General features: G+C 62.8%; 22 protein-coding genes. 13 read left to right on the forward strand and 9 right to left on the reverse strand.

What is annotated here, in order from left to right; translation table 11 throughout:
• Positions 1 to 80: 80 nt before the first annotated feature.
• Complete coding sequence (locus H040_RS15250; RefSeq protein ID WP_027920916.1) at positions 81 to 899, reverse strand: alpha/beta fold hydrolase; 819 nt, start codon at positions 897 to 899, stop codon at positions 81 to 83.
• A gap of 68 nt (positions 900 to 967) precedes the next feature.
• The gene (locus H040_RS15255; RefSeq protein ID WP_027920917.1) at positions 968 to 3,334 is read right to left on the reverse strand and encodes a penicillin acylase family protein; all 2,367 of its coding nucleotides are present in this window, start codon (positions 3,332 to 3,334) and stop codon (positions 968 to 970) included.
• 87 nt (positions 3,335 to 3,421) lie between these two features.
• Between H040_RS15255 and H040_RS15260 the strand changes: the two genes are divergently transcribed.
• Entirely contained in the window at positions 3,422 to 3,988 is a 567-nt protein-coding gene (locus tag H040_RS15260; protein ID WP_027920918.1) for a sugar O-acetyltransferase, read from the forward strand.
• Here H040_RS15260 and H040_RS15265 read toward each other — a convergent pair.
• A complete protein-coding gene (locus H040_RS15265; protein WP_371260282.1) occupies positions 3,967 to 4,512 on the reverse strand; it encodes a DUF6436 domain-containing protein in 546 nt (181 codons plus the stop codon). The two genes, H040_RS15260 and H040_RS15265, sit on opposite strands and share 22 nt — an antisense overlap.
• Positions 4,513 to 4,769: 257 nt before the next feature.
• Here H040_RS15265 and H040_RS15270 point away from each other — a divergent pair, with 257 nt between their 5' ends.
• On the forward strand, positions 4,770 to 5,696 hold the full coding sequence (locus H040_RS15270) for an alpha/beta hydrolase (RefSeq protein ID WP_027920920.1): 927 nt from the start codon (positions 4,770 to 4,772) through the stop codon (positions 5,694 to 5,696).
• Here H040_RS15270 and H040_RS15275 read toward each other — a convergent pair whose 3' ends face one another.
• Entirely contained in the window at positions 5,697 to 6,449 is a 753-nt protein-coding gene (locus H040_RS15275; protein WP_027920921.1) for a DUF2059 domain-containing protein, read from the reverse strand. It abuts the gene before it with no gap.
• Between the two features lie 113 nt (positions 6,450 to 6,562).
• On the opposite strand from H040_RS15275, the gene H040_RS15280 reads away from it, so the two are divergent.
• A complete protein-coding gene (locus H040_RS15280) occupies positions 6,563 to 7,195 on the forward strand; it encodes a 2OG-Fe(II) oxygenase (RefSeq protein WP_027920922.1) in 633 nt (210 codons plus the stop codon).
• Positions 7,182 to 7,691, forward strand: coding sequence for a DUF523 domain-containing protein (locus H040_RS15285; protein WP_027920923.1), 510 nt, complete (start codon positions 7,182 to 7,184; stop codon positions 7,689 to 7,691). Before H040_RS15280 ends, H040_RS15285 begins: the two co-directional genes overlap by 14 nt.
• On the opposite strand, the gene H040_RS15290 is transcribed toward H040_RS15285, so the two are convergent.
• Positions 7,630 to 8,145: a substrate-binding periplasmic protein gene (locus H040_RS15290; protein WP_050437264.1), complete on the reverse strand. Its 516-nt coding sequence runs from the start codon at positions 8,143 to 8,145 to the stop codon at positions 7,630 to 7,632. The genes H040_RS15285 and H040_RS15290 overlap by 62 nt on opposite strands.
• Positions 8,146 to 8,371: 226 nt before the next feature.
• On the opposite strand from H040_RS15290, the gene H040_RS15295 reads away from it, so the two are divergent.
• A complete protein-coding gene (locus tag H040_RS15295) occupies positions 8,372 to 8,848 on the forward strand; it encodes a DUF4399 domain-containing protein (protein ID WP_027920924.1) in 477 nt (158 codons plus the stop codon).
• A gap of 83 nt (positions 8,849 to 8,931) precedes the next feature.
• On the opposite strand, the gene serA is transcribed toward H040_RS15295, so the two are convergent.
• Entirely contained in the window at positions 8,932 to 10,161 is a 1,230-nt protein-coding gene (serA, locus tag H040_RS15300; RefSeq protein WP_027920925.1) for a phosphoglycerate dehydrogenase, read from the reverse strand.
• A 171-nt stretch (positions 10,162 to 10,332) separates the two neighbouring features.
• Here serA and H040_RS15305 point away from each other — a divergent pair, with 171 nt between their 5' ends.
• From H040_RS15305 to H040_RS15320, 4 genes are all read left to right on the forward strand, one after another.
• Positions 10,333 to 11,739, forward strand: a complete 1,407-nt coding sequence (locus H040_RS15305) for an FAD-binding oxidoreductase (RefSeq protein WP_027920926.1) — start codon at positions 10,333 to 10,335, stop codon at positions 11,737 to 11,739.
• 15 nt (positions 11,740 to 11,754) lie between these two features.
• Positions 11,755 to 12,420: a fumarylacetoacetate hydrolase family protein gene (locus tag H040_RS15310; protein ID WP_027920927.1), complete on the forward strand. Its 666-nt coding sequence runs from the start codon at positions 11,755 to 11,757 to the stop codon at positions 12,418 to 12,420.
• A gap of 223 nt (positions 12,421 to 12,643) precedes the next feature.
• Complete coding sequence (locus tag H040_RS15315; RefSeq protein WP_027920928.1) at positions 12,644 to 13,567, forward strand: SdiA-regulated domain-containing protein; 924 nt, start codon at positions 12,644 to 12,646, stop codon at positions 13,565 to 13,567.
• 81 nt (positions 13,568 to 13,648) lie between these two features.
• The gene (locus H040_RS15320) at positions 13,649 to 14,557 is read left to right on the forward strand and encodes an SdiA-regulated domain-containing protein (RefSeq protein WP_027920929.1); all 909 of its coding nucleotides are present in this window, start codon (positions 13,649 to 13,651) and stop codon (positions 14,555 to 14,557) included.
• An 18-nt stretch (positions 14,558 to 14,575) separates the two neighbouring features.
• On the opposite strand, the gene rpiA is transcribed toward H040_RS15320, so the two are convergent.
• Positions 14,576 to 15,250, reverse strand: a complete 675-nt coding sequence (rpiA, locus tag H040_RS15325; protein ID WP_027920930.1) for a ribose-5-phosphate isomerase RpiA — start codon at positions 15,248 to 15,250, stop codon at positions 14,576 to 14,578.
• A 133-nt stretch (positions 15,251 to 15,383) separates the two neighbouring features.
• Here rpiA and ilvA point away from each other — a divergent pair, with 133 nt between their 5' ends.
• Positions 15,384 to 16,898, forward strand: a complete 1,515-nt coding sequence (ilvA, locus tag H040_RS15330) for a threonine ammonia-lyase, biosynthetic (RefSeq protein WP_027920931.1) — start codon at positions 15,384 to 15,386, stop codon at positions 16,896 to 16,898.
• 86 nt (positions 16,899 to 16,984) lie between these two features.
• Positions 16,985 to 17,410, forward strand: coding sequence for a DUF2269 domain-containing protein (locus tag H040_RS15335; RefSeq protein ID WP_027920932.1), 426 nt, complete (start codon positions 16,985 to 16,987; stop codon positions 17,408 to 17,410).
• A 128-nt stretch (positions 17,411 to 17,538) separates the two neighbouring features.
• Here H040_RS15335 and H040_RS15340 read toward each other — a convergent pair whose 3' ends face one another.
• Positions 17,539 to 18,195 carry an HAD family hydrolase gene (locus H040_RS15340; RefSeq protein WP_027920933.1) on the reverse strand — a complete coding sequence of 219 codons (657 nt, stop codon included), beginning with the start codon at positions 18,193 to 18,195 and terminating at the stop codon, positions 17,539 to 17,541.
• Positions 18,196 to 18,335: 140 nt separating this feature from the next.
• Here H040_RS15340 and H040_RS15345 point away from each other — a divergent pair, with 140 nt between their 5' ends.
• Positions 18,336 to 18,815: an RNA pyrophosphohydrolase gene (locus H040_RS15345; protein WP_003249017.1), complete on the forward strand. Its 480-nt coding sequence runs from the start codon at positions 18,336 to 18,338 to the stop codon at positions 18,813 to 18,815.
• 22 nt (positions 18,816 to 18,837) lie between these two features.
• Complete coding sequence (ptsP, locus tag H040_RS15350; RefSeq protein ID WP_027920934.1) at positions 18,838 to 21,117, forward strand: phosphoenolpyruvate--protein phosphotransferase; 2,280 nt, start codon at positions 18,838 to 18,840, stop codon at positions 21,115 to 21,117.
• A gap of 116 nt (positions 21,118 to 21,233) precedes the next feature.
• Here ptsP and H040_RS15360 read toward each other — a convergent pair whose 3' ends face one another.
• The gene (locus H040_RS15360; protein WP_027920935.1) at positions 21,234 to 21,980 is read right to left on the reverse strand and encodes an NRDE family protein; all 747 of its coding nucleotides are present in this window, start codon (positions 21,978 to 21,980) and stop codon (positions 21,234 to 21,236) included.
• Positions 21,981 to 22,034 lie beyond the last annotated feature (54 nt).

Raw genomic sequence — 22,034 nt, forward strand, 5'->3', positions numbered from 1 at the left:
AAGCCGCTCCTACAGGTAGCGCAAAGCCCTGTAGGCGCGGCCTCGTGTCGCAAAAGGGCTGCAAAGCAGCCCCAGCAATCTCAAGCCTTGCCAGGTAGCCAGTTCAACAAGAACTCATTGACCACCTTGGGGTTCTCCAGACTGGAGATATGCCCCGCAAACGGAATCTGCGCGGCCAGGCAGCCAATGATCCGCGCCATTTCGTTGGACTCTTCAGGCGGCCGCGGAATGTCCTGATCACCACAGATCACGATGGCCCGCTCACCGGCAATCGCGCATAACTGCGGCAACAGATCCGGCCTGCCAAAAATTACTCGCCCCATCGGGTCCAGGCTTTGCCGAATGGTTTCGGCGGTGCTCGCCTTGAGGTCGGCGCGAAACTGGTCGCGCACCTCGGGCACCGTCTGCCCACCGGCATGGAAGAAGATCGGCACTATGATATCCAGTAGCGCATCGCTGAAATAACCTGCAGCGCTTGCTGCGTCCAGCAGGGCGAAGTACTTCTGCCGGGTCGCTTCTGGCTCGGCGCCGAGGTAGGTGTCCATCAAAACCAGGCGGTCGACCCGCTCGGGGTGCTCGATGGCCAGTTGCGCACCCCACATGCCGCCGACCGACAGGCCGACCAAGTGGCACTGGCGGATGTCCAGCGCATCCAGCAGCGCCAGGTGCTGACGGGCCAGGGCGCTCATGTCGGTGGTGGTGGCTGGTGGGGCATCGGAGTCGCCATGGCCCCAGAGCTCAGGGACGATGACACGCCAGTGCTGTGACAGGGCAGCGATCTGTGGCTGCCACATGTCCGCCGACCACAGGTAGCTGTGACCGAGCAGTACCGGGAAGCCATGGCCCTGGTCGACGTAGCTCATGCGTGCGCCGTCGATTTCGATGAAGTGTTTTTGCATTGAAAGGGTCTCGGTTGAGGGCGTTGTTGAGTATTCGGAGTTGTGGGGCTGGACAGCAGCCATAGTGCTCATCCGCCAGGCACCAATCTCAAACTGCTCTGCGCCGGAATCACTCCCATCTGTGCGCGCTGGTACTCACCTTCGACATACCCCTCGGCCTGATCCGAAAAATGCTGGTCGAACGGCACGCCACTCTGCCCGACCGGGTTGCTGGTCAGTGCCTGCCCGGCATCGGCAAAGTCGATCAGGCGCCGGGTTGATGGCCCATAGGTCACCGGCCATGGCGCCGGGCCGATCTTCGCCGAAAGATTGTTCGGCACTTCATGGGTACCGGGCGCGGCGAATGGCCCAACGTTGAACAACAGGTTCAGCGGCTTCTTAACCCCAAGTGGGTGGTTGTGGGTCAAGGTATGGGCCTTGCCCCACTGCCAGCTGGCTGGGTCGCTGCCGATGGTGTCGCGCAGGTGTTTCAGGCTTTTCTGCCAGGCTGTGCGCACGACGGCGGTACGGTCGGTACGCTGGTTGCCACCGCGGGTATTCCACCAGGGCGAATCGGCATCCGCTGCCAGGCGTGGCAGGGCGGCGTCGATGGCGCGGGTGCTGATCAGTATCGGGAACCAGGTATCGCCCAACTCGTCATGCAGGGCCGCGAACGCCAGCTCGTAGAGGAACTGGTTGAACAACGTGGCGCTGGTGGAATCCAGTGGAGAGTCGCCGCGCCAGGCAGCCAGCTGTTCGACCAACTCCTTTTCCTCGTCACCTTGGGCGATCTGGCGCAAGGTCGCCAGCAGGGGCGCCAAGGTACGCGGGCCGTAATCGCTGGCCGTATCGAGCTGCAGCGCCTGGCTGTTATGCGTGTCCCATTTCACCTCCGGGTTGGCCAGCTGGCGATCAAGCTGGCGGCCGCGGTCGGCGAGGTTGTAGTAGCCGGGTATCGGCACGACGGCCGGTGGCTGGTAGTTGGCCGAGACGATATAGCCGCTGGCCGGGTTCTCCTGCTGCGGGTTGACGCTGAAGGGGTAGAAACCGGGTTTGTCGGCCTGGCGGCTGGCGCCGTCGAGGATGAACGCCGGGTTTACCCCGTCGGGGCGAATCGGCAGTTTCGCCGCGGCCCACCAGCCAATATCGCCACGGGCGTTGGCCCAGACGAAATTCAGCCCCGGCGCCTGCACCTTGGCAGTGGCTTCGCGCATCTTGCCCAGGGTGTCGGCGCGGTTGAGTTGATAGAACCCTTCGAGGATCGGGTTCTCGGTTTCGAGGAACGCCCACCACATGGCAATCGGCCGTGGCCCGGCTGTGGTGCCGAGAACTTCGTTGACGATTGGCCCGTGGGTTGAGCGGCGCAGGGTGATGGTGACCGGTTGCTCGCCTTTGACCGCAATCTGCTGCTCGTTTTTTTCCAGCGTCTGCCACTTACCGTCGATCATCACCTGGTCGGCGTTGGCAGGGTTGGTCTGTTCTGCGATCAGGTCGACGTCATCGTTCTGGAACATGGTCAGGCTCCAGCCGAAATCACGGTTGTGCCCCAGCATCGCGAACGGGTTCAGCGCCTGGAAGTAGCCATACAGGTTGAAGCCGGGTGCCGACAGCTCGGCCTCGTACCAGACGGCAGGTACGGCAAAACTGATGTGCGGGTCACCGGCCAGCAAGGGTTTGCCGCTGCGGGTGCGGCTGCCGGAAACGGCCCAGGCATTGCTGCCCTCGAACTGCGGGATGCCGGCGTCGATCAGGGCTTCGTGGCTGGCACGGGCCACGGTTTCGAGGCTTTGCCAGTCGGCAGCGGCCAGCGGCGTGCCGAGGGCACCCTGCGGTTGCCAGCCGAGGTCGAAGATGTTCAGGTATTGCGGGCCAAGCTGGTCGCGGATGTAGGTCAGCGCAGGTTCGGTGCGAAAGGCCGCAGCGAAACTGTAAGCCAGGTAGCCAGCGATGCTCAGGGTATCTTCGGCAGTGAACGGCCGTGGCGTGATGCCGATCAGGTCGAACTCCATCGGTTTGGGGTGGCTGGCCTGCCAGGCGTTGACGCCCTCAAGGTAGGCCTGCAAGGCTTGCCAGGCGGGCGATTGGTGGTCCTGGCGCTGGGCCATCAACGCGGCTTGTTCACGGATGCGCAGGCTGCGGAACAGGGTATCGGTGGGCAGCAGCTTTTCGCCCAGTATTTCGGCCAGTTCGCCACGGGCCAGGCGGCGCATGATCTCCATCTGGAACAACCGGTCCTGGGCATGCACGTAGCCCAGGGCGCGGTACAGGTCCGCTTCGTTCTGGGCTTGCAGGTGGGGCACGCCACGGGCGTCGTAGCGCACGCTGACCGGCGCCTGCAGCCCGGCAATGGCCACCTCGCCCTCGCGCTGTGGCAGCTTGCCGTGCACATACCAGTAACTGGCGCCAGCGGCCACGGCAACAACGGCCACGGCCAACAGGGTCAGGCTGCGCTTCATCGGGACTCCTTGTGCATTCGAGCGGAAACTGTGGTCCGATCATCGACGGATTCGCGAACAGAGCATAGCCCCCTGAAAGGAGTTTCCATGTCCCACAGCGAAAAACAGAAAATGCTGGCCGGTCAGCTCTATCACGCCAGCTGCCCCGAGCTGCAGGCCGAACAGATCGCCAGCAAGCACTGGATGCACCGTTACAACAACAGCGTCGAGTTGCTCAACGAAGCGCGCAACGGCCTGCTGGCCGAGCACTTCGGCCATGTCGGCGAGGGCGCGGTGATTCGCCCGCCGTTCTACTGTGACTACGGCTACAACATCAGCATCGGGCGCAACACGTTCATGAACTTCAACTGCGTGATCCTCGATGTAGTGCCGGTGCGCATCGGCGATGACTGCCAGATCGGCCCCAACGTGCAGATCTACGCGGCTGACCATCCGCTAGACCCCGAGGTCCGCCGCAGTGGGCTGGAAAGCGGGCGCCCGGTGACCATCGGCAACAATGTGTGGATCGGCGGTGCGGCGATCGTCCTGCCCGGGGTGACCATTGGTGACAACGCCATCGTGGGTGCCGGCAGTGTGGTGACCCGTGATGTGCCGGCGGGGGCGACCGTCGTGGGGAACCCGGCGCGGGTGCGTCAGCCGGACCAGGGGCAGTAGCAGCCCACGGCCAGCGTATTCGAGGCGGTGACCTTGCGCCCGGCCAACAGTGCTGTGAGGATCGGCTCGATGAAGCTGTTGCTGGCATTGCACACCGCGCCTTCGCTGTAGGGGCCGAAGTAGGCAAGGTTGCCCTGGCGGTCCCAGATGGCCACGGCAGGGGAGGCGGGCAGGTGTTCGCTGCCGGGCAGGTTGGCGATGGTTTGCAGGCTGGCGAGGTTGGCGGGCAACTGGCCGTGGCTGCCGGGCTTTTGCACAACGTGGAACGACACACCCTGGTCGGCGAACTGGGCAATCAGGTCGCCAAGGTGCTGCTGGTTGCCGACGTTGCACGGGCAGGCCGGGTCCCAGAAATGCACTACGCGGATCGGCCCGGGGCCGGCGAGCTCGGCAGGCAGGCGCAGCTGGCTGCCGTCGAACAGCGTGGTCTGGTTGTCGAACGGGCGCAGGTAGCGGGACTGGAAGGTGGCGTAGGCCTGCCAGAGCACGGCGACGCCAATTACCAAGGCGATTGCGATGCACATCTGTTTGATGAATCGAGTTTTCATGAGTTTTTCGCGGTCCCTTGTAGGAGCGGCATTGTGTCGCGAAAGGTCCGCACGGCGGACCCGGCAATATCGATGTGTTGATGAAATCCTGGGGGCGCTTCGCACCCCTTTCGCGACACAAGGCCGCTCCTACAGGCGGTCGGTGGTGTTGATCGGTGGCGAGCAAGCTTGCCACGACGCTAGCCAGAGCTGAATATCGCAGATCAATACTCGCTGCGCCGTGGATGTACCTGATGCCTGCTGCCTTTCACCCCGATACCTTGCGTGCCAGCCTTGCGCCGTTGGCCAAGCGTCAGCCGTTGTCCAAGCAGGCGCAGGACTATCAGCGCTTCTATGGCTTGAACCTGCCGACGCAGAGCTGGCTGGGTGGCTTCCAGGCGGCGGGCTTCGAGCTGGTCGGGCAAGTCTGGCTGCCCGAAAAGCCGGTAGCGACGCTGTTCCTGCTGCACGGCTATTACGACCACATGGGCCTCTATCGGCACGTGATCGAATGGGCGCTGAAGCTCGGCCATGCGGTAATCAGCTGCGACCTGCCAGGCCACGGCCTGTCCAGTGGCGAGCGCGCCAGCATCAGTGATTTCGCGGTGTACCAGCAGGTGCTGGACGCCTTGTTCGAACAGGCGCGAGGCCTTGAATTACCCCGCCCTTGGCATCTTTGCGGGCAGAGTACCGGCGGCGCCATTGCCGTGGATCACCTGCTGCACCAGGGCGAGCGCAGCCCGATCAATGGCGAGGTTATCTTGCTGGCGCCGCTGGTAAGGCCACGCTCCTGGCGCTGGTCGAAGTTCAGTTATCGGGTCTTGCGCCACTTCGTCAATGGCATCGAGCGGCGTTTCAGCGAGAACACCAACGACCCGACGTTCCTGCCTTTCCTCGAAGCCGACCCGCTGCAACCGCGGCGGCTGCCCACGGCCTGGGTCGGCGCCTTGATCGCCTGGGTCAAGCGTATCGAGGCGGCGCCGCATTGTGCGCGGCGGCCGCTGATCGTGCAGGGGGAGGCAGATGGTACGGTGGATTGGCCGTATAACCTTGAAGTGCTCAAGGCTAAGTTCAGCGAGCCGCAGATCCTGATGTTGCCTGAAGCCCGCCATCACCTGGCCAACGAGCGGCCGGACATTCGCCGGCGCTATTTCGATTTCATCAAGCAGCGCCTGGGCTGATCACTTGAGGTCGGCGCTGTTCTGGCCCACCGCCAGCCCGGCACGCACGGCGGCCACGGCGGCCTGGTAGTAGGCCTTGCCGTCTGGCGACTCGGCGAAGGTGGCGAACGCTTCCAGTTCGTCATCGGACAGATCGCGGTACACATACAACAAGGTGTTGTTCAGGTCTTCGCCGATCTGCCCCATCAGCCGCTGGCGCTGACCGTCGAGAAGGCCCTGGGCCTGGCTGGCGCCGAACAGGCCGGGGATCATCGAACTCAGGCTGTCGGCAGCCACCCCGGCAATCGCCAGGCTGACTTCGGCACCGGCTTCGCGGGCTGGCAGTGCTTGGGCCAGGTGGCCGATAACCAGCATGCGGTTGTCGCTGGCCTGGATCTTCGGCAGCCCCTTGGCATTCTTGGCCAGCTGGTCCTTGCGCGTGGCCAGCAGCTCGGCGGCGACGATCTTGCGCCCCAGCGGCGACTGGAAGAAGGCCAGTGCCGGCGCCGGGTTGGGCAGCGTGCTGCGCAGTTTGGCCAAGGCACGGTTGTCCATTGCCTGGGCCTGGAAGCGCTGGTTGCTGTTGTTGACCAGCGCCTGGTAAACCGCAGGCGGCAGGCTGTTGCGGTAGCGCTGCTGGGCGGCGCTCACGGCATCGGAAAAATGGGCGCGCTGGTCGGGCCAGCCGGCGGCCTTGTACAGTTGATCGAGGCTGTCTGCCCAGACAGGCAAGGTGCAGATCATCAGCAGAAGCAGGGAAAACAGACGGCGCATTCAGGACTCCTGTCGGCAGGTGGCTATTGTCCTTGGCCTTGCGCCATTTTGTCGAGCAATCCGAACGCTTCTCAGCCAAGTGGCGCTGTGCGCCGTCAGGGTGAATGGATATGATGCGCGCCATGCACATCTCCCCTGAAAACCCGATGTTTGCGGCCGTCGTCGACGATCTGGCCACCCATGGCTGGTCGCAGCAGGCGCTCTTTTTGCCTGCCGACCTGGTGCGCGCGCTGGCGGCCGAGTGCCGGCGCCGTGATGCCGAAGGCGAACTCAACCCGGCGGGGGTTGGGCGTGGTGATGCCCAGGAGGTGCGCGAGAGCATTCGCGGCGACCAGATCCAGTGGATCGACCCCGGCCAGGCCGAAGCCTGCGACCAGTACCTGGCGGCCATGGACCAGTTGCGTCAGGCCATTAACCAGGGCCTGTTTCTGGGCCTGGAGGACTTCGAATGCCATTTCGCCCTGTACCCACCGGGGGCGTTCTATCGCCGACACCTGGACCGCTTCCGCGACGATGACCGACGCATGATTTCGGCGGTGCTTTATCTCAACGAAGACTGGCAGCCGGAGGACGGTGGGCAACTGCGCATGTTCCTGGCGGATGATGTCGAGCACGATGTGCAGCCTATTGCGGGTTGCCTGGCGATATTCCTTTCCGGTGAGGTGCCGCATGAGGTGCTGCCGGCCAGGCGCGAGCGCCTTTCATTGACCGGTTGGTTCCGGCGCCGTGGCAATGACCTGTTCTGATCTGCCCAAGGTATTGGTGAGCGCCTGCTTGCTGGGGCAGCCGGTGCGCTATGACGGCCGGGCCAGCGGGCATCCCGATCTGTTGCAGCAGTGGCAGGCCGAAGGCCGTGTAGTGGCCTTGTGCCCCGAGGTGGCTGGCGGCTTGCCAACGCCGCGCCCGCCGGCGGAGATCCCCGGTGGGCAGGGCGCGCTGGTGCTCGATGGCGGGGTGCAGGTGCTGACGGTGACCGGTGAGGATGTCAGTGCCAAGTTTCTGGCTGGGGCGCAGCAGGCGCTGGCGCTGGTGCGCCAGCATGGCATTCGGGTGGCGGTGCTGAAGGCGGGCAGCCCTTCGTGTGGCAACCGGTTGACCTACGATGGCACCTTCAGTGGGGTGAAGGTGCCGGGCGAAGGCGTGACCGCAGCCTTGCTACGGCGCGAGGGCGTGCAGGTCTTCAGTGAGCTGGAGCTGGAGCAAGCGCGGCAGGCGTTGGCTCACCTGCCTGCATTGCCTTGAACCATTTCTGTTCAAGTTCCGCGGTGCGGCCGCTGTCCTTGAGACGCTGAAGCGCATTGTTCACCGCGCTTTCGAACGCCGGGTTGTCTTTCTGGAACGGAATCACCAGTTTCTTTTCACCAAATGCCTGGCTTACATCGAATGGGCCGTCCGCCTTGGGCGACTCGCTCGACGGCGTCAGGGCAATGTCGTACTTGCCACTTTCAACGCCTGGCAGAACTTCTGCCGCAGTCGTTTCGACGAACTCGGCACGTAGGTCAAGTTCGCGGGCCAGGTCCTGGCCAAATTCGATTTCAAAGCCGGTAAGGCGCTCGTCCTTCTTGAACGAATACGGCGCGTTATCAGGTTGTACGGCAATGCGCAATTCGCCCCGGTCGGCGATTTCGTCTATCAGCTCGGCCTGAGCCAACGGAGTGATCAGTACTGCCAGCAGTACGCCTATGGTCGAACGCATGGAGTGCCCCTTTTTTCTTCAGCAGATGAATAACTTTCGCCGCGGCTTTCTTCCTCGTCGCGGTCGAGCGCAGCCTATGACCTTGAAGCCTTGGCGAGGTTTAACCCTAACTGAAATATTGACGTCTGGGGGCCACAATTACCCCGGATGCATATTTCAACTATGGTGAATCATCGTCGCCATTCGTCTTATGGCTGCGTTTTCAAGTGAATCACAGGAGAAGTGAATGAACAGCCTATTTTCGCGTGCTGCCGTTGCCGGTCTGCTGATGGGGGCCTCGGTTTTTGCCGGCGCCGCGGATGCCCTGAAGAGCCAGGAGCCGCCCAAGGATGCCAAGGTCGTCATCGTTTCCCCGGCCGACGGCGCCACGGTGGACCAAACCTTCACCGTCAAGTTCGGCATCGAGGGCATGGAGCTCAAGCCTGCGGGTGACCAGACACCGCATACCGGCCATCACCACTTGCTGGTAGATGTGGATAAAGAGCCAGTGGCCGACATGCCACTGCCGACCAGCCTGATGCCGGCAGCCGGTACGGCGTTGCCAGCCGGGCCGCAGGTGCTGCACTTCGGCAAGGCGCAGACCGAAACCAGCATCACCCTGACCCCAGGCAAGCACACCCTGCAACTGGTGCTGGGTGACCAGTATCACGTGCCGTTCAAGCCGAGCGTCGAATCGAAGAAGATTACGGTCACTGTGAAATAGGCGCAGGGCCCTTCACGGGCAAGCGCTGCCAGAGACAAAAAAGGGAGGCCACCAGGGCCTCCCTTTTCATGCCGTCAGCGAACTTAGAACAGGACGCGCGAACGGATGGTACCTTTGACCTGTTGCAACTTTTCTTGCGCCAGGTCGGAGTATTCGGCGTCGACGTCGATTACCACGTAACCCACTTTCTCGTTGGTCTGCAGGAACTGACCGGAGATGTTGATGCCGTTCTCGGCGAAGACCTTGTTGATCTCGCTGAGCACGCCTGGGATGTTTTCGTGGATGTGCAGCAGACGGTGTTTGCCTGGGTGCGCCGGCAGGGCAACTTCCGGGAAGTTGACCGACGAAACGGAAGTACCGTTGTCGCTGTACTTGACCAGCTTCTCGGCCACTTCCAGGCCGATGTTGGCCTGGGCTTCTGCAGTGGAACCACCGATGTGCGGGGTCAGGATCACGTTGTCCAGGCCACGCAGCGGGCTTTCGAACTCTTCGTCGTTGGAGCGTGGCTCGACCGGGAACACGTCGATGGCGGCGCCGATCAGGTGCTTGTCCTTGATCGCGGCAGCCAGGTGGTCCAGCTCGACCACGGTGCCACGGGCGGCGTTGATCAGGATCGAGCCCTTCTTCATCGCGCGGATTTCCTTCTCGCCGATCATCCACTGGGTGGACGGCAGCTCAGGCACGTGCAGCGAAACGATATCGGCCAGGCCCAGTAGCTCGGTGAGGCTGGTGACCTGCACGGCGTTGCCCAGTGGCAGCTTGGTCAGCGGGTCGTAGAAGTACACCTGCATGCCCAGGTTTTCCGCCAGAACCGACAGTTGGGTACCGATCGAGCCGTAGCCGACGATGCCCAGCTTCTTGCCGCGGATCTCGAACGAGTTGGCCGCGCTCTTGATCCAGCCGCCACGGTGGCAGGAAGCGTTCTTCTCAGGGATGCCGCGCAGCAGCAGGATGGCTTCGGCCAGCACCAACTCGGCCACCGAACGGGTGTTGGAGTAAGGGGCGTTGAAGACGGCGATACCACGCTCGCGGGCCGCAGCCAGGTCGACCTGGTTGGTGCCAATGCAGAAGCAGCCGACGGCGACCAGCTTCTTGGCGCAGTCGAAGATTTCTTCGGTCAGTTGGGTGCGCGAGCGGATGCCGATGAAGTGGGCATCGGCGATCTTTTCCTTCAGCTCGGCATCCGGCAATGAACCGGTGAGGTATTCGATGTTGGTGTAGCCGGCAGCCTTGAGGGTATCGACTGCGTTCTGGTGCACACCTTCAAGAAGAAGGAACCGGATCTTGCTCTTGTCGAGAGAAGTCTTGCTCATCTGCGTAAACCTGTATCCCGGAGAAAAAATGGCGAGGACTGATGCCAGGCGCGAGGGCAGCCTTAGCATGAACAGCGGGAGGGCTATGCTAGCATACGCGACACAATCTGAGCTTATCCCGACAGGTGAAGAGTGCTCAGGGTGACTATGAATAAGTCGAGAGTTCCAGCGATGACCCACCCCGCTGTAATTGATGAACTGATGACCCTTGTCGACCCTGGCAAGGTCCTGACCGACCCCGCTTCCCTGGAAGCCTACGGCAAGGACTGGACCAAGCATTACCCGCCAGCGCCCACGGCCATCGTGTTCCCCAAGTCGGTTCAGCAGGTGCAGGCCATCGTCCGCTGGGCCAACCAGCATCAGGTTGCGCTGGTGCCGTCCGGCGGGCGTACCGGGCTTTCCGCCGGGGCCGTGGCGGCCAATGGGGAAGTCGTCGTCGCCTTCGACAACATGAACCAGATTCTTGATTTCAATGCGTTCGACCGCACTGTGGTGTGCCAGCCGGGCGTGATCACTCGTCAGTTGCAGGCCTTTGCCGAAGAGCAGGGCCTTTATTACCCAGTGGACTTCGCCTCCAGCGGCTCCAGCCAGATTGGCGGCAATATCGGTACCAATGCCGGCGGTATCAAGGTCATCCGATACGGCATGACCCGCAACTGGGTGGCCGGCCTGAAAGTGGTCACCGGCAAGGGCGAACTGCTGGAGCTGAACAAGGGCCTGATGAAGAACGCCACCGGCTACGACCTGCGGCAGCTGTTCATTGGTGGCGAAGGCACCTTGGGCTTCGTGGTCGAAGCGACCATGCGCCTGGACCGCGCCCCGCGCAACCTCACGGCCATGGTGCTGGGCACGCCGGATTTCGACTCGATCATGCCGGTACTGCATGCCTTCCAGGGCAAGCTCGACCTGACTGCCTTCGAGTTCTTCTCCGACAAGGGCCTGGCCAAGATCATGGCCCGAGGTGATGTGCCGGCCCCGTTCGCCACTGACTGCCCGTTCTATGCCTTGCTGGAGTTCGAAGCCAGCACCGAGGATGTGGCCAACGACGCGCTGGCTACCTTCGAGCATTGCGTCGAGCAGGGCTGGGTGCTGGATGGGGTGATGAGCCAGAGCGAAACCCAGCTGAAAAACCTGTGGAAGCTGCGCGAGTACTTGTCCGAGACCATCTCGCACTGGACACCCTACAAGAACGACATTTCCGTCACTGTTTCCAAGGTGCCGGCGTTTTTGCGCGATATCGATGCCATCGTCAGCGAGCATTACCCGGACTATGAAGTGGTCTGGTACGGCCACATCGGCGACGGCAACCTGCACCTGAATATCCTCAAGCCCGAGCACATGGGCAAGGATGACTTCTTTGCCTCATGCACCAAGGTCAACAAGTGGGTATTCGAGATCGTCGAACGCTACAACGGCTCGATCTCGGCCGAGCACGGCGTGGGCATGACCAAACGCGACTACCTGGGCTACAGTCGCTCACCGGAAGAAATCGCCTGCATGAAGGCAATAAAGGCGGTCTTCGACCCTAACGGCATCATGAATCCGGGTAAGATCTTCGCTCCTGAACAAAAGCAGTAATCAAAGGAGTCGGCCATGAGTTACCAGCACCAGTACGTAGACGGCACGCGCATTCATTTCCCGCTGGGCAAGGTGGTGTGCATCGGCCGCAACTACGCCGAACATGCAAAGGAACTGGACAACCCCATTCCTTCCGAGCCGCTGCTGTTCATCAAGCCGGGCAGTTGCGTGGTGCCGCTGGAAGGCGGGTTCAAGATCCCGACCGACCGTGGCTCGGTACACTACGAGGCCGAAATTGCCGTGTTGCTGGGCAAGCCGCTGTCGTCCAGCGCTTCCGAGGAAGAAGTGCTGGACGCCATCTCCGGCTATGCCCCGGCGCTGGACCTGACGCTGCGCGATGTGCAGGCCAAGCTCAAGGAAAAGGGCCTGCCGTGGGAGCTGTGCAAGAGCTTTGACGGCGCTTGCGTGCTGCCGCCGTTCGTTTCCGCAGCGTCCTTCGAAGATGTGACCGATATTCCGGTGCGCCTGACCATCAATGGTGAAGTGCGTCAGGATGGCAACAGCGCGATGATGCTCAACCCGATCGTGCCGATCATCCAGTACATGGCGGCGCATTTCTCGTTGCAGGCGGGTGACGTGATCCTGACCGGCACGCCGGCCGGTGTCGGGCCGTTCAATGTCGGTGACGAGCTGGTGTTGGAACTGCCGGGCGTCTGCCGCTTCGAGAGCCGGGTGCTCTGATTAAAAAGTCTGTCGCGGCCAATGTAGGGGCGGCCTTGCGTCGTGAAAGGCTCGCGAAGCGGCCCCAGCAATACTGGCTATAACGCTGACACCTTGGGGCTGCTTTGCAGCCCTTTCGCGACGCAAGGCCGCTCCTACACAACCGCGCTGGTGCGATTTACCGATTTTTCACACGCCATCCGGATAATGCGCGGATCTTCGCCCATCTCCCCAGGACTCTTGCATGCCAGCATCCACCAGCACCCCCGCATCCCCCAAGCGCCGCTTCTACCTGCGCTGGCCCTTCGGCCTGGCCGTTGCGGCGGTGATCGGTTATGGCGTGGCTGTGGCCATGCACTGGGATGACCGCGGCATGCTGTGGGTCAAGGAAGGCTTTGAAACCAGCGCCGAGCGCAGCGAAAGCGTGTGGCTGCCGGACTATCAGGTCGACATCGACGCCAAGGTGTTGCCGGGCATGGAAGAAGACGAAGCCTCCGACGTCGCCTTCAACCCGCGTACCCGCACGCTGTTCGCGGTGATGGGCAAGAACCCGTTCCTGGTCGAGCTCAACCTCGACGGCGACGTGCTGCGCAAGATTCCGCTGGTAGGCTGGAGCAACCCGGAAGGTGTCGCGGTGATGGAAGATGGCAACGTGGCGATCACCGATGAACGCCTGCATGACCTGACCGTGGTCAACGTGGACGCACAAACCACCTCGCTGAACCACGCCGATTTCCAGAGCCACGACCTTGGCGAGTCGGTGAAGCGCAACAAGGGCTTCGAAGGCGTGGCCTGGGACCCGATGCGCCAGCGTCTGGTGATCGGCGAGGAGCGGCCGCCGAAGCTTTACACCTTGAGCAGCGACGGGCGCAGCCCGCTGAAGGGTGAAAAGCAGGCGCTGGCCAGCGATGAGCTCGACCTGCGCAACCTGTCAGCCCTCGGTGTCGACCCGCGTACGGGCCACCTGCTGGTGTTGTCGGCCGACTCCAACATGCTTCTGGAACTGGATGAGCAAGGTCAGCAGGTCAGTTTCATGACTCTGCTGGGCGGTTTCAACGGCCTGGAAAACACCATTCCGCGTGCCGAAGGCGTGGCCATGGACGATCAGGGCAACCTGTACATGGTCAGCGAGCCGAACCTGTTCTATCGCTTCAAGAAAAGTCAGTAGCGGTGCTGGAAATTTCCTACATTAAGCTTTGCTTCAGTCGGCCATGGTTTGATTCGCCATCCTCACGTCGAGTCTCCTGTCATGCGTCGCTTGTTTCAGCTTTTATTGATCCTTCTGCTCGCCGGGCTGCTGCTCCTGGGCCTGGCCGCCCAGGAATTTCGCCTGTTCGAGCGTGGCTGGTTCAACCTCAAGACCTGGTGGCAGCCGGCTGAGCAAGGCATGGCCCTCGATCGCTACCAAGTAGTGGTGGAGGCACTGCCGGTTGAAGGGCTGGACGACGACCTTTCGGCACTGACCTACGACCCCGACCGCAAAACCCTGTTCACAGTCACCAATGCCCGCTCGGAACTGATCGAGCTTTCGCTGGACGGGCGCATTCTGCGCCGGGTGCCACTGACCGGCTTCGGCGACCCGGAGGCCGTGGAATATGTCGGGCCCAACAGCTATGTGATTAGCGACGAGCGGCAGCAGCGCCTGATCCGAGTGCGCCTGGACGATGACACGCTGTTTCTCGACGCCGCAGACGCTGAGCAGATGAGCCTTGGCATCGGCCTCAATGGCAACAAAGGGTTTGAGGGCCTGGCCTACGACTCGGCGGGCCAGCGACTGTTCGTGGCCAAGGAGCGCGACCCGATGTTGATCTATGAAGTGCATGGGTTTCCGCATCAAAACCCGGAGCGGCCTTACGCGGTGCACGTGGTGCAGGACCGCAAGCGCGATGCGCGCTTGTTCGTGCGAGACCTGTCGAGCTTGCAGTTCGATGAGCGCAGCGGGCACCTGCTGGCGCTCTCGGATGAGTCGCGGCTGGTGCTGGAGCTGGATGTGCAGGGGCAGCCACTGAGCACCCTGTCGTTGCACAAGGGGTTTCAGGGCTTGAGGGCGACAGTGCCGCAGGCCGAAGGGATTGCGATGGACGAGGCGGGGACACTGTACCTGGTCAGCGAGCCCAACCTTTTCTACGTGTTCAAGCCCGCTCCTGCAAAGTTGTAGGAGCGGGTTCGGCCGTTGTTACTCGGCCTTGAGGGTCTTGACGCCCTCAGCGGTACCCAGCAGCAGCAGGTCTGCCGGGCGTGCGGCGAACAGGCCGTTGGTCACCACGCCAACGATGGCGTTGATCTGTGCTTCCAGCTCCACTGGGTTGGTGATCTGCAGGTTGTGCACATCGAGGATCACGTTACCGTTGTCGGTCACCACGCCTTCACGGTACACCGGGTCGCCGCCCAGCTTGACCAGCTGACGCGCCACGTGGCTGCGGGCCATCGGAATCACCTCGACCGGCAGCGGGAAGGCACCCAGTACTGGCACCAGCTTGCTGCCGTCGGCGATGCAGATGAAAGTCTTGGCCACGGCCGCGACGATTTTCTCGCGTGTCAGGGCCGCGCCACCACCTTTGATCAGGTTCAGGTGCGCGTCGCTTTCGTCGGCGCCGTCGACGTAGAACTCCAGCTCGCTGACACTGTTCAGCTCGTAGACCGGGATGCCATGGCCCTTCAGACGCTGGGCAGTAGCCTCGGAGCTGGCGACCGCGCCATCGAAGGCGGTCTTGTGCTGGGCCAGGGCGTCAATGAAGCAGTTGGCTGTCGAACCGGTGCCGACGCCGACGACGCTCTTTTCATCCAGCTTGGGCAGAATGAAGTCGACAGCGGCCTGGGCGACGGCCTGTTTGAGTTGGTCCTGGGTCATGCGGGCTCCGGAATGGGGCAGGGCGGTAATGAAAGGAGCCTAGTATAACGGCTCGGGCGGCTTTGCTGTGGTCGCCCGACGTAGCGCTGGGGTAGACTCGCAGCCCTTGTCCCGCGGCCAGTGATGCTTTCCGATGCTCGAACAGTACGTCAAGAAGATCCTCACCTCGCGCGTCTACGACGTCGCTGTCGAAACCCCGTTGCACAGCGCCGGGCAGCTGAGCAAGCGCCTGGGCAACCAGATCCTGCTCAAGCGCGAAGACCTGCAGCCGGTGTTCTCGTTCAAGATCCGTGGGGCGTACAACAAGCTGGCGCAACTGACCCAGGAAGAGCTGGCCCGCGGCGTGGTCACCGCCTCGGCCGGCAACCACGCCCAGGGCGTCGCCCTGGCGGCCCGAGAGCTGGGCATCAAGGCCACCATCGTGATGCCCAAGACCACCCCGGAGATCAAGGTCGAAGGCGTGCGTTCGCGCGGCGGCAAGGTAGTGCTGCATGGCGACTCGTTCCCCGAAGCCCTGGCCTACTCGCTGAAACTGGTCGAGGAAAAAGGCTTCGTCTACATCCACCCGTATGACGACCCGCACACCATTGCTGGCCAAGGCACCGTGGCGATGGAAATCCTCCGTCAGCACCCGGGGCAGCTGGACGCGATATTCGTCCCGGTGGGCGGCGGTGGCCTGATTGCGGGTATTGCGGCCTATGTGAAATACCTGCGCCCGGAAATCAAGGTGATCGGCGTCGAGCCGGACGACTCCAACTGCCTGCAGGCCGCGATGGCGGCTGGCGAGCGCGTGGTGCTGCCGCAGGTCGGGCTGTTCGCCGATGGTGTGGCAGTGGCACAGATCGGCCAGCACACCTTCGACATCTGCCGCCTCCATGTGGATGAGGTAGTGACTGTCAGCACCGACGAAATCTGTGCGGCAATCAAGGATATCTACGACGATACCCGCTCGATCACCGAACCTGCTGGCGCGCTGGGAGTTGCAGGCATCAAGAAGTATGTCGAACTCAAGGGCGTGACCGGGCAGACCTTGGTCGCCATCGATTCGGGCGCCAACGTCAACTTCGACCGACTGCGCCATGTGGCCGAGCGCGCTGAGCTGGGCGAGAAGCGCGAAGCCATCATTGCCGTGACCATCCCCGAGCGCCCGGGCAGCTTCAAGGCCTTTTGCGAGGCCATCGGCAAGCGCCAGATCACCGAATTCAACTACCGCAAGCACACCTCCGACGAGGCGCATATTTTCGTCGGCGTGCAAACCCACCCGGAAAACGACCCACGGGCGGCGCTGGTGCAGAACCTGATCGATCAGGGCTTCCCGGTAACCGACCTGACCGACAACGAACTGGCCAAGCTGCACATCCGCCACATGGTCGGTGGCCACTCGGCAGGTGCCAGCGACGAGATCGTGCTGCGCTTCGAGTTCCCCGAGCGGCCAGGGGCGTTGTTCAACTTTCTCACCAAGCTGGGCGGGCGCTGGAACATCTCGATGTTTCACTACCGCAACCACGGCGCGGCTGACGGGCGCGTGGTCGCCGGCCTGCAGGTGCCGGAGGACGAGCGTCACCTGGTGCCGGCGGCGCTGGCCAAGATCGGTTACCCGTACTGGGACGAGACCGATAACCCCGCGTACAAGCTGTTCCTGGGTTGAGCGGCTAAGCTAGGGCTGATGGCCTTTTCGCGGGCTTGCCTGCGAAGAGGCTAACGGAAAATGGCCTGCGCAAGGACAATTGGGAAATGGAACACCTGACCACCCTCAAGACCCTTCACATCATCGCCACCGCGCTGTTGCTGCTGGGCGCCCTGGGCCTGGCGATCTGGACCGTGCGCGCCCGTCGCCAGGGCGATGCCGAGGCCTATGCCAAGTTGCTGCGTCGGCCGTTGGTGTTCGTCTGGCTGGTGATGGGGGTGTGCCTGGTGAGCATGCCGTTCACCGGCTGGTGGCTGGTGCACCTTGTGGGATGGCCGCTGGGGCAGACCTGGGTGCTGGCGTCCAGCGTCATCTATACGCTGGGTGCGTTTGCCGGCTGGTGGTTGCTGGTGCGGCTGAACCGGCTGCGCAAGGCTGAAGTGGTGGGGCTGCGGTTTACCTTGGCGCTGGCAGTGTTCAGCGGGGTGTGCTTCCTGTCCATTGCCGGGCTCATGGGTGCCAAGCCAGTCTGACAGCCCTGCTTTGCTAATGCCGGCCTCTTCGCGGGTGAAACCGCTCCCACAGGTACTGCGGTGCTCTGAAGGGCAGTGATGTTCCTGTGGGGGCGGGTTTACCCGCGAAGAGGCCGGAACAGGAATGCTCAATCCCTAAGAGAAATCACCGGCCAGCCACGTTTCTCGGCCTCGGCCCGCAAGTTCGGGTCCGGGTCCACTGCCACCGCATGCGTCACGCGCTCCAGCAACGGCAGGTCATTCATCGAGTCGCTATAGAAATAGCTGTCTTCCAGGTCGAACCCGTTCTCCAGCATCCAGCGCTCCAGCCGCGTCACCTTGCCTTCACGGAAACACGCTATATCGGTACTACGCCCGGTATAGCGGCCGTCGTGCGTCTCGCATTCGGTTGCCAGCAGCACGCGCACACCCAGGCGCCGGGCGATGGGCGCGGTGACGAAGCGGTTGGTGGCCGTGATGATCACCAACTGGTCGCCGGCCTCGCGGTGCTGCTGCAGCAATGCCAGGGCCTTGGGCAGGATGATCGGCTCGATGCAGTCGCGCATGAAGTCGCGGTGCCATTCGTCGAGCTGGGCCGGTTCGGTGGCGGCCAGGATTTCCATGGAAAAGGCCAGGTAGGCCTGCAGGTCCAGGGTGCCGTTCAGGTAGTCCTGGTAGAAGTCGTCGTTGCGTTCCTTGTATGCGATAGGGTCGAGAATGCCCCGCTCGCACAGGTAGTCACCCCAGGCGTGGTCGCTGTCGCCACCGAGGAGGGTATTGTCCAGGTCGAATAAAGCCAGGCGCATCGCGGTTACTCGTGTCAGCCATCGGGTAGCCCGCAGAATACGGAGTTTTCACCGCACTGCACATAAGCGTGGCGGGCGCGTTGCTGCGCTCGCAAGCTTTGTGGAACAATGCGGTGACATGCGTTTGCGAGGTTGCTGCCGTGATCGACCCGGATGGTTTTCGCCCCAATGTTGGGATCATTCTCACGAATGATGCCGGGCAGGTGCTATGGGCTCGACGGATCAACCAGGATGCCTGGCAATTCCCGCAGGGTGGCATCAACCCTGACGAGACGCCGGAAGATGCCCTGTACCGCGAGCTGAACGAAGAAGTTGGCCTTGAACGCGACGATGTGGAAATTCTTGCCTGCACCCGCGGCTGGTTGCGTTATCGTTTACCCCAGCGGCTGGTCCGCACCCACAGCCAACCGCTGTGCATCGGCCAGAAGCAAAAGTGGTTTTTACTGCGCCTGGTGAGCAATGAACAACGGGTGCGGATGGACCTGACTGGCAAGCCGGAATTCGACGGCTGGCGCTGGGTCAGCTATTGGTACCCGCTGGGCCAGGTGGTGACATTCAAGCGTGAAGTTTACCGCCGCGCCCTGAAAGAGCTTGCACCGCGTCTGCTGACGCGCGACTGACGACGGAGTTCGACCCCGAGCCATGCTCAATACGCTGCGCAAGATCGTCCAGGAAGTGAACTCCGCCAAAGATCTCAAGACGGCGTTGGGGATCATTGTCTTGCGCGTCAAGGAGGCCATGGGCAGCCAAGTCTGCTCAGTGTACCTGCTCGACCCGGAAACCAACCGCTTCGTGCTGATGGCCACCGAGGGTCTGAACAAGCGCTCCATCGGCAAGGTCAGCATGGCCCCCAACGAGGGCCTGGTCGGCCTGGTCGGTACCCGGGAAGAGCCACTGAACCTGGAAAACGCCGCCGATCACCCGCGTTATCGCTACTTTGCCGAAACCGGCGAAGAGAAATTCGCCTCTTTCCTCGGTGCGCCGATCATCCACCACCGCCGCGTGGTGGGTGTGCTGGTCATCCAGCAGAAGGAGCGCCGCCAGTTCGATGAAGGCGAAGAAGCCTTCCTCGTCACCATGAGCGCCCAGCTTGCCGGCGTTATCGCCCACGCCGAAGCCACCGGCTCTATCCGCGGCCTGGGCCGCCAGGGCAAAGGCATTCAGGAGGCGCGCTTTGTCGGCGTGCCGGGCTCGCCGGGCGCCGCTGTCGGGCGTGCCGTGGTCATGCTGCCGCCGGCCGACCTTGAAGTGGTGCCGGACAAGACCGTCGATGACATCGACGCCGAGCTCAAACTGTTCCACAACGCCCTCGAAGGCGTGCGTGAAGACATGCGCAAGCTGTCGGCCAAGCTGGCGACCCAGCTTCGCCCGGAAGAGCGCGCGCTGTTCGACGTGTACCTGATGATGCTCGAGGATGCCGCCCTCGGCGGTGAAGTGTTCGAAGTCATCAAGACCGGCCAATGGGCCCAGGGCGCCTTGCGCCAGGTGGTTGGCGAGCACGTCAACCGCTTCGAGCTGATGGACGACGACTACCTGCGCGAGCGCGCCTCGGATGTGAAGGACCTTGGCCGGCGCCTGCTGGCCTACCTGCAGGAAGCCCGCTCGCAGTCGCTGGTGTATGCCGACAACACGATCCTGGTCAGTGAAGAGCTGACCCCGGCAATGCTGGGTGAAGTGCCGGAAGGCAAGCTGGTTGGCCTGGTCTCGGTGCTGGGGTCGGGCAACTCCCACGTTGCCATCCTTGCCCGTGCCATGGGCATTCCGACGGTGATGGGCCTGGTCGACCTGCCGTATTCCAAGGTCGATGGCATCGAGATGATCGTCGACGGCTACAAGGGCGAGGTATTCACCAACCCCAGTGACGTGCTGCGCAAGCAGTACAGCGAAGTGGTCGAGGAAGAACGCCAGCTGGCCCAGGGCCTCGACGCCCTGCGCGAACTGCCGTGCGTCACCCCCGACGGCCACCGCATGCCGCTGTGGGTCAACACCGGCCTGCTCGCCGATGTGGCCCGTGCCCAGCAGCGCGGCGCCGAAGGGGTTGGCCTGTACCGCACTGAAGTGCCGTTCATGATCAATCAGCGCTTCCCCAGCGAGAAGGAGCAGCTGGCGATCTACCGCGAGCAGCTGGCGGCCTTCCACCCCCTGCCGGTGACCATGCGCACCCTCGACATCGGGGGTGACAAGGCGCTGTCGTACTTCCCGATCAAGGAAGAAAACCCGTTCCTCGGCTGGCGCGGCATCCGCGTCACCCTCGACCACCCGGAGATCTTCCTGGTGCAGACCCGTGCGATGCTCAAGGCCAGCGAGGGCCTGAACAACCTGCGCATTCTGCTGCCGATGATTTCCGGCATCCACGAGCTGGAAGAAGCACTGCACCTGATCCACCGTGCCTGGGGCGAGGTGCGCGACGAAGGCACCGACGTGCCGATGCCGCCGGTGGGCGTGATGGTGGAAATCCCTGCGGCGGTGTACCAGACCAAGGAGCTGGCGCGGCAGGTGGACTTCCTCTCGGTCGGCTCCAACGACCTGACCCAGTATCTGCTGGCGGTGGACCGCAACAACCCGCGGGTGGCGGACCTTTACGATTATCTGCATCCGGCAGTGCTGCAGGCGCTCAATACCGTGGTGCGTGATGCCCATGGCGAAGGCAAGCCAGTGAGTATCTGTGGTGAGATGGCCGGTGACCCGGCGGCGGCAATCCTGTTGATGGCCATGGGCTTCGACAGCCTGTCGATGAACGCCACCAACTTGCCTAAGGTGAAGTGGATGCTGCGCCAGGTGAACATGAGCAAGGCCAAGGAGTTGCTGGTCGAAGCCTTGAGCCATGACAACCCGCAGGTTATCCACAGCTCGCTGCAACTGGCCCTAAAGAACCTTGGGCTGGCGCGGATGATCGGGCCAGGGGCGAACAAAACGCTTTGAGTTTTTGGGGCCGCTTTGCGGCCCTTTCGCGACACAAGGCCGCTCCTACAGGGGATCGTGTATCTCTGTAGGAGCGGCCTTGTGTCGCGAAAGGGTTGCGAAGCAGCCCATGGCCCTCAAACCAACACCTCGACCTCCCCCAGATGCCCACCAAAGGGCCCGAAACTGCGCTCAACCAACCGCCTTCTGCCCTGATCGTCCACGATCAGCACGGTACTCGCCCGAGTGCCATAGTTCTGGCTGGCTATGAATACGCTCGACAGCAACTTCTCGGTCGCCACCCCTACGCCGGTCTCCGGTAACTCACCGTCTGCTGCCGGTTCGTTATCCGCCAGTAACGCCAGTAATCGCTGCGGGTCGGCCGTGTCCAGCAGCCCCTGCAACCCTGTCCGTGCTTTCACCAGCTTCGGCCACGGCGTATCCAGCCCAGCATTGGAAAGCCCGTACACACCTGCCTCCAGCAAGCGTGGCGCCACGTCCCGGGCATGCAGGTAGCCCAACTGATAGGCATCACCTACCAGCAGGTTGAACCCTGAATACTGCCCGCTGCGGCTGGCTACCTGATCGAGGTAGGCCTCCACCCCCAGTTCACCCTGCAGATACGCCGCCACCAACTCGCCCCGCGAGCGCGGCCCCAGCACCTGCCCGGGATCGCGAATGTTGGTCAGCGCCGCGAAGCGCCCCTGCGGGCCGATGCCCAGCCAGGTGCCACCGGCCTCAAGGTCGCGCCCGGCATGCACCCCGGGCGCATCCTCCCAGGCTCCCAGGGCCTGAGTCGGCCGGGCATAGAATTCGTCACGGTTGGCCGCGACGATTAGCGGCAGGGCATGCCCTGGCCGCCAGGCGAATACGATCAGGCACATAGATTGGGCCTCTGTGTTTTTGCCCACTGTACCCACTGCACGGGTGTCGATCCA

Source organism: Pseudomonas sp. URMO17WK12:I7 (assembly GCF_003269045.1).
Classification (GTDB): Bacteria; Pseudomonadota; Gammaproteobacteria; order Pseudomonadales; family Pseudomonadaceae; genus Aquipseudomonas; species Aquipseudomonas putida_J.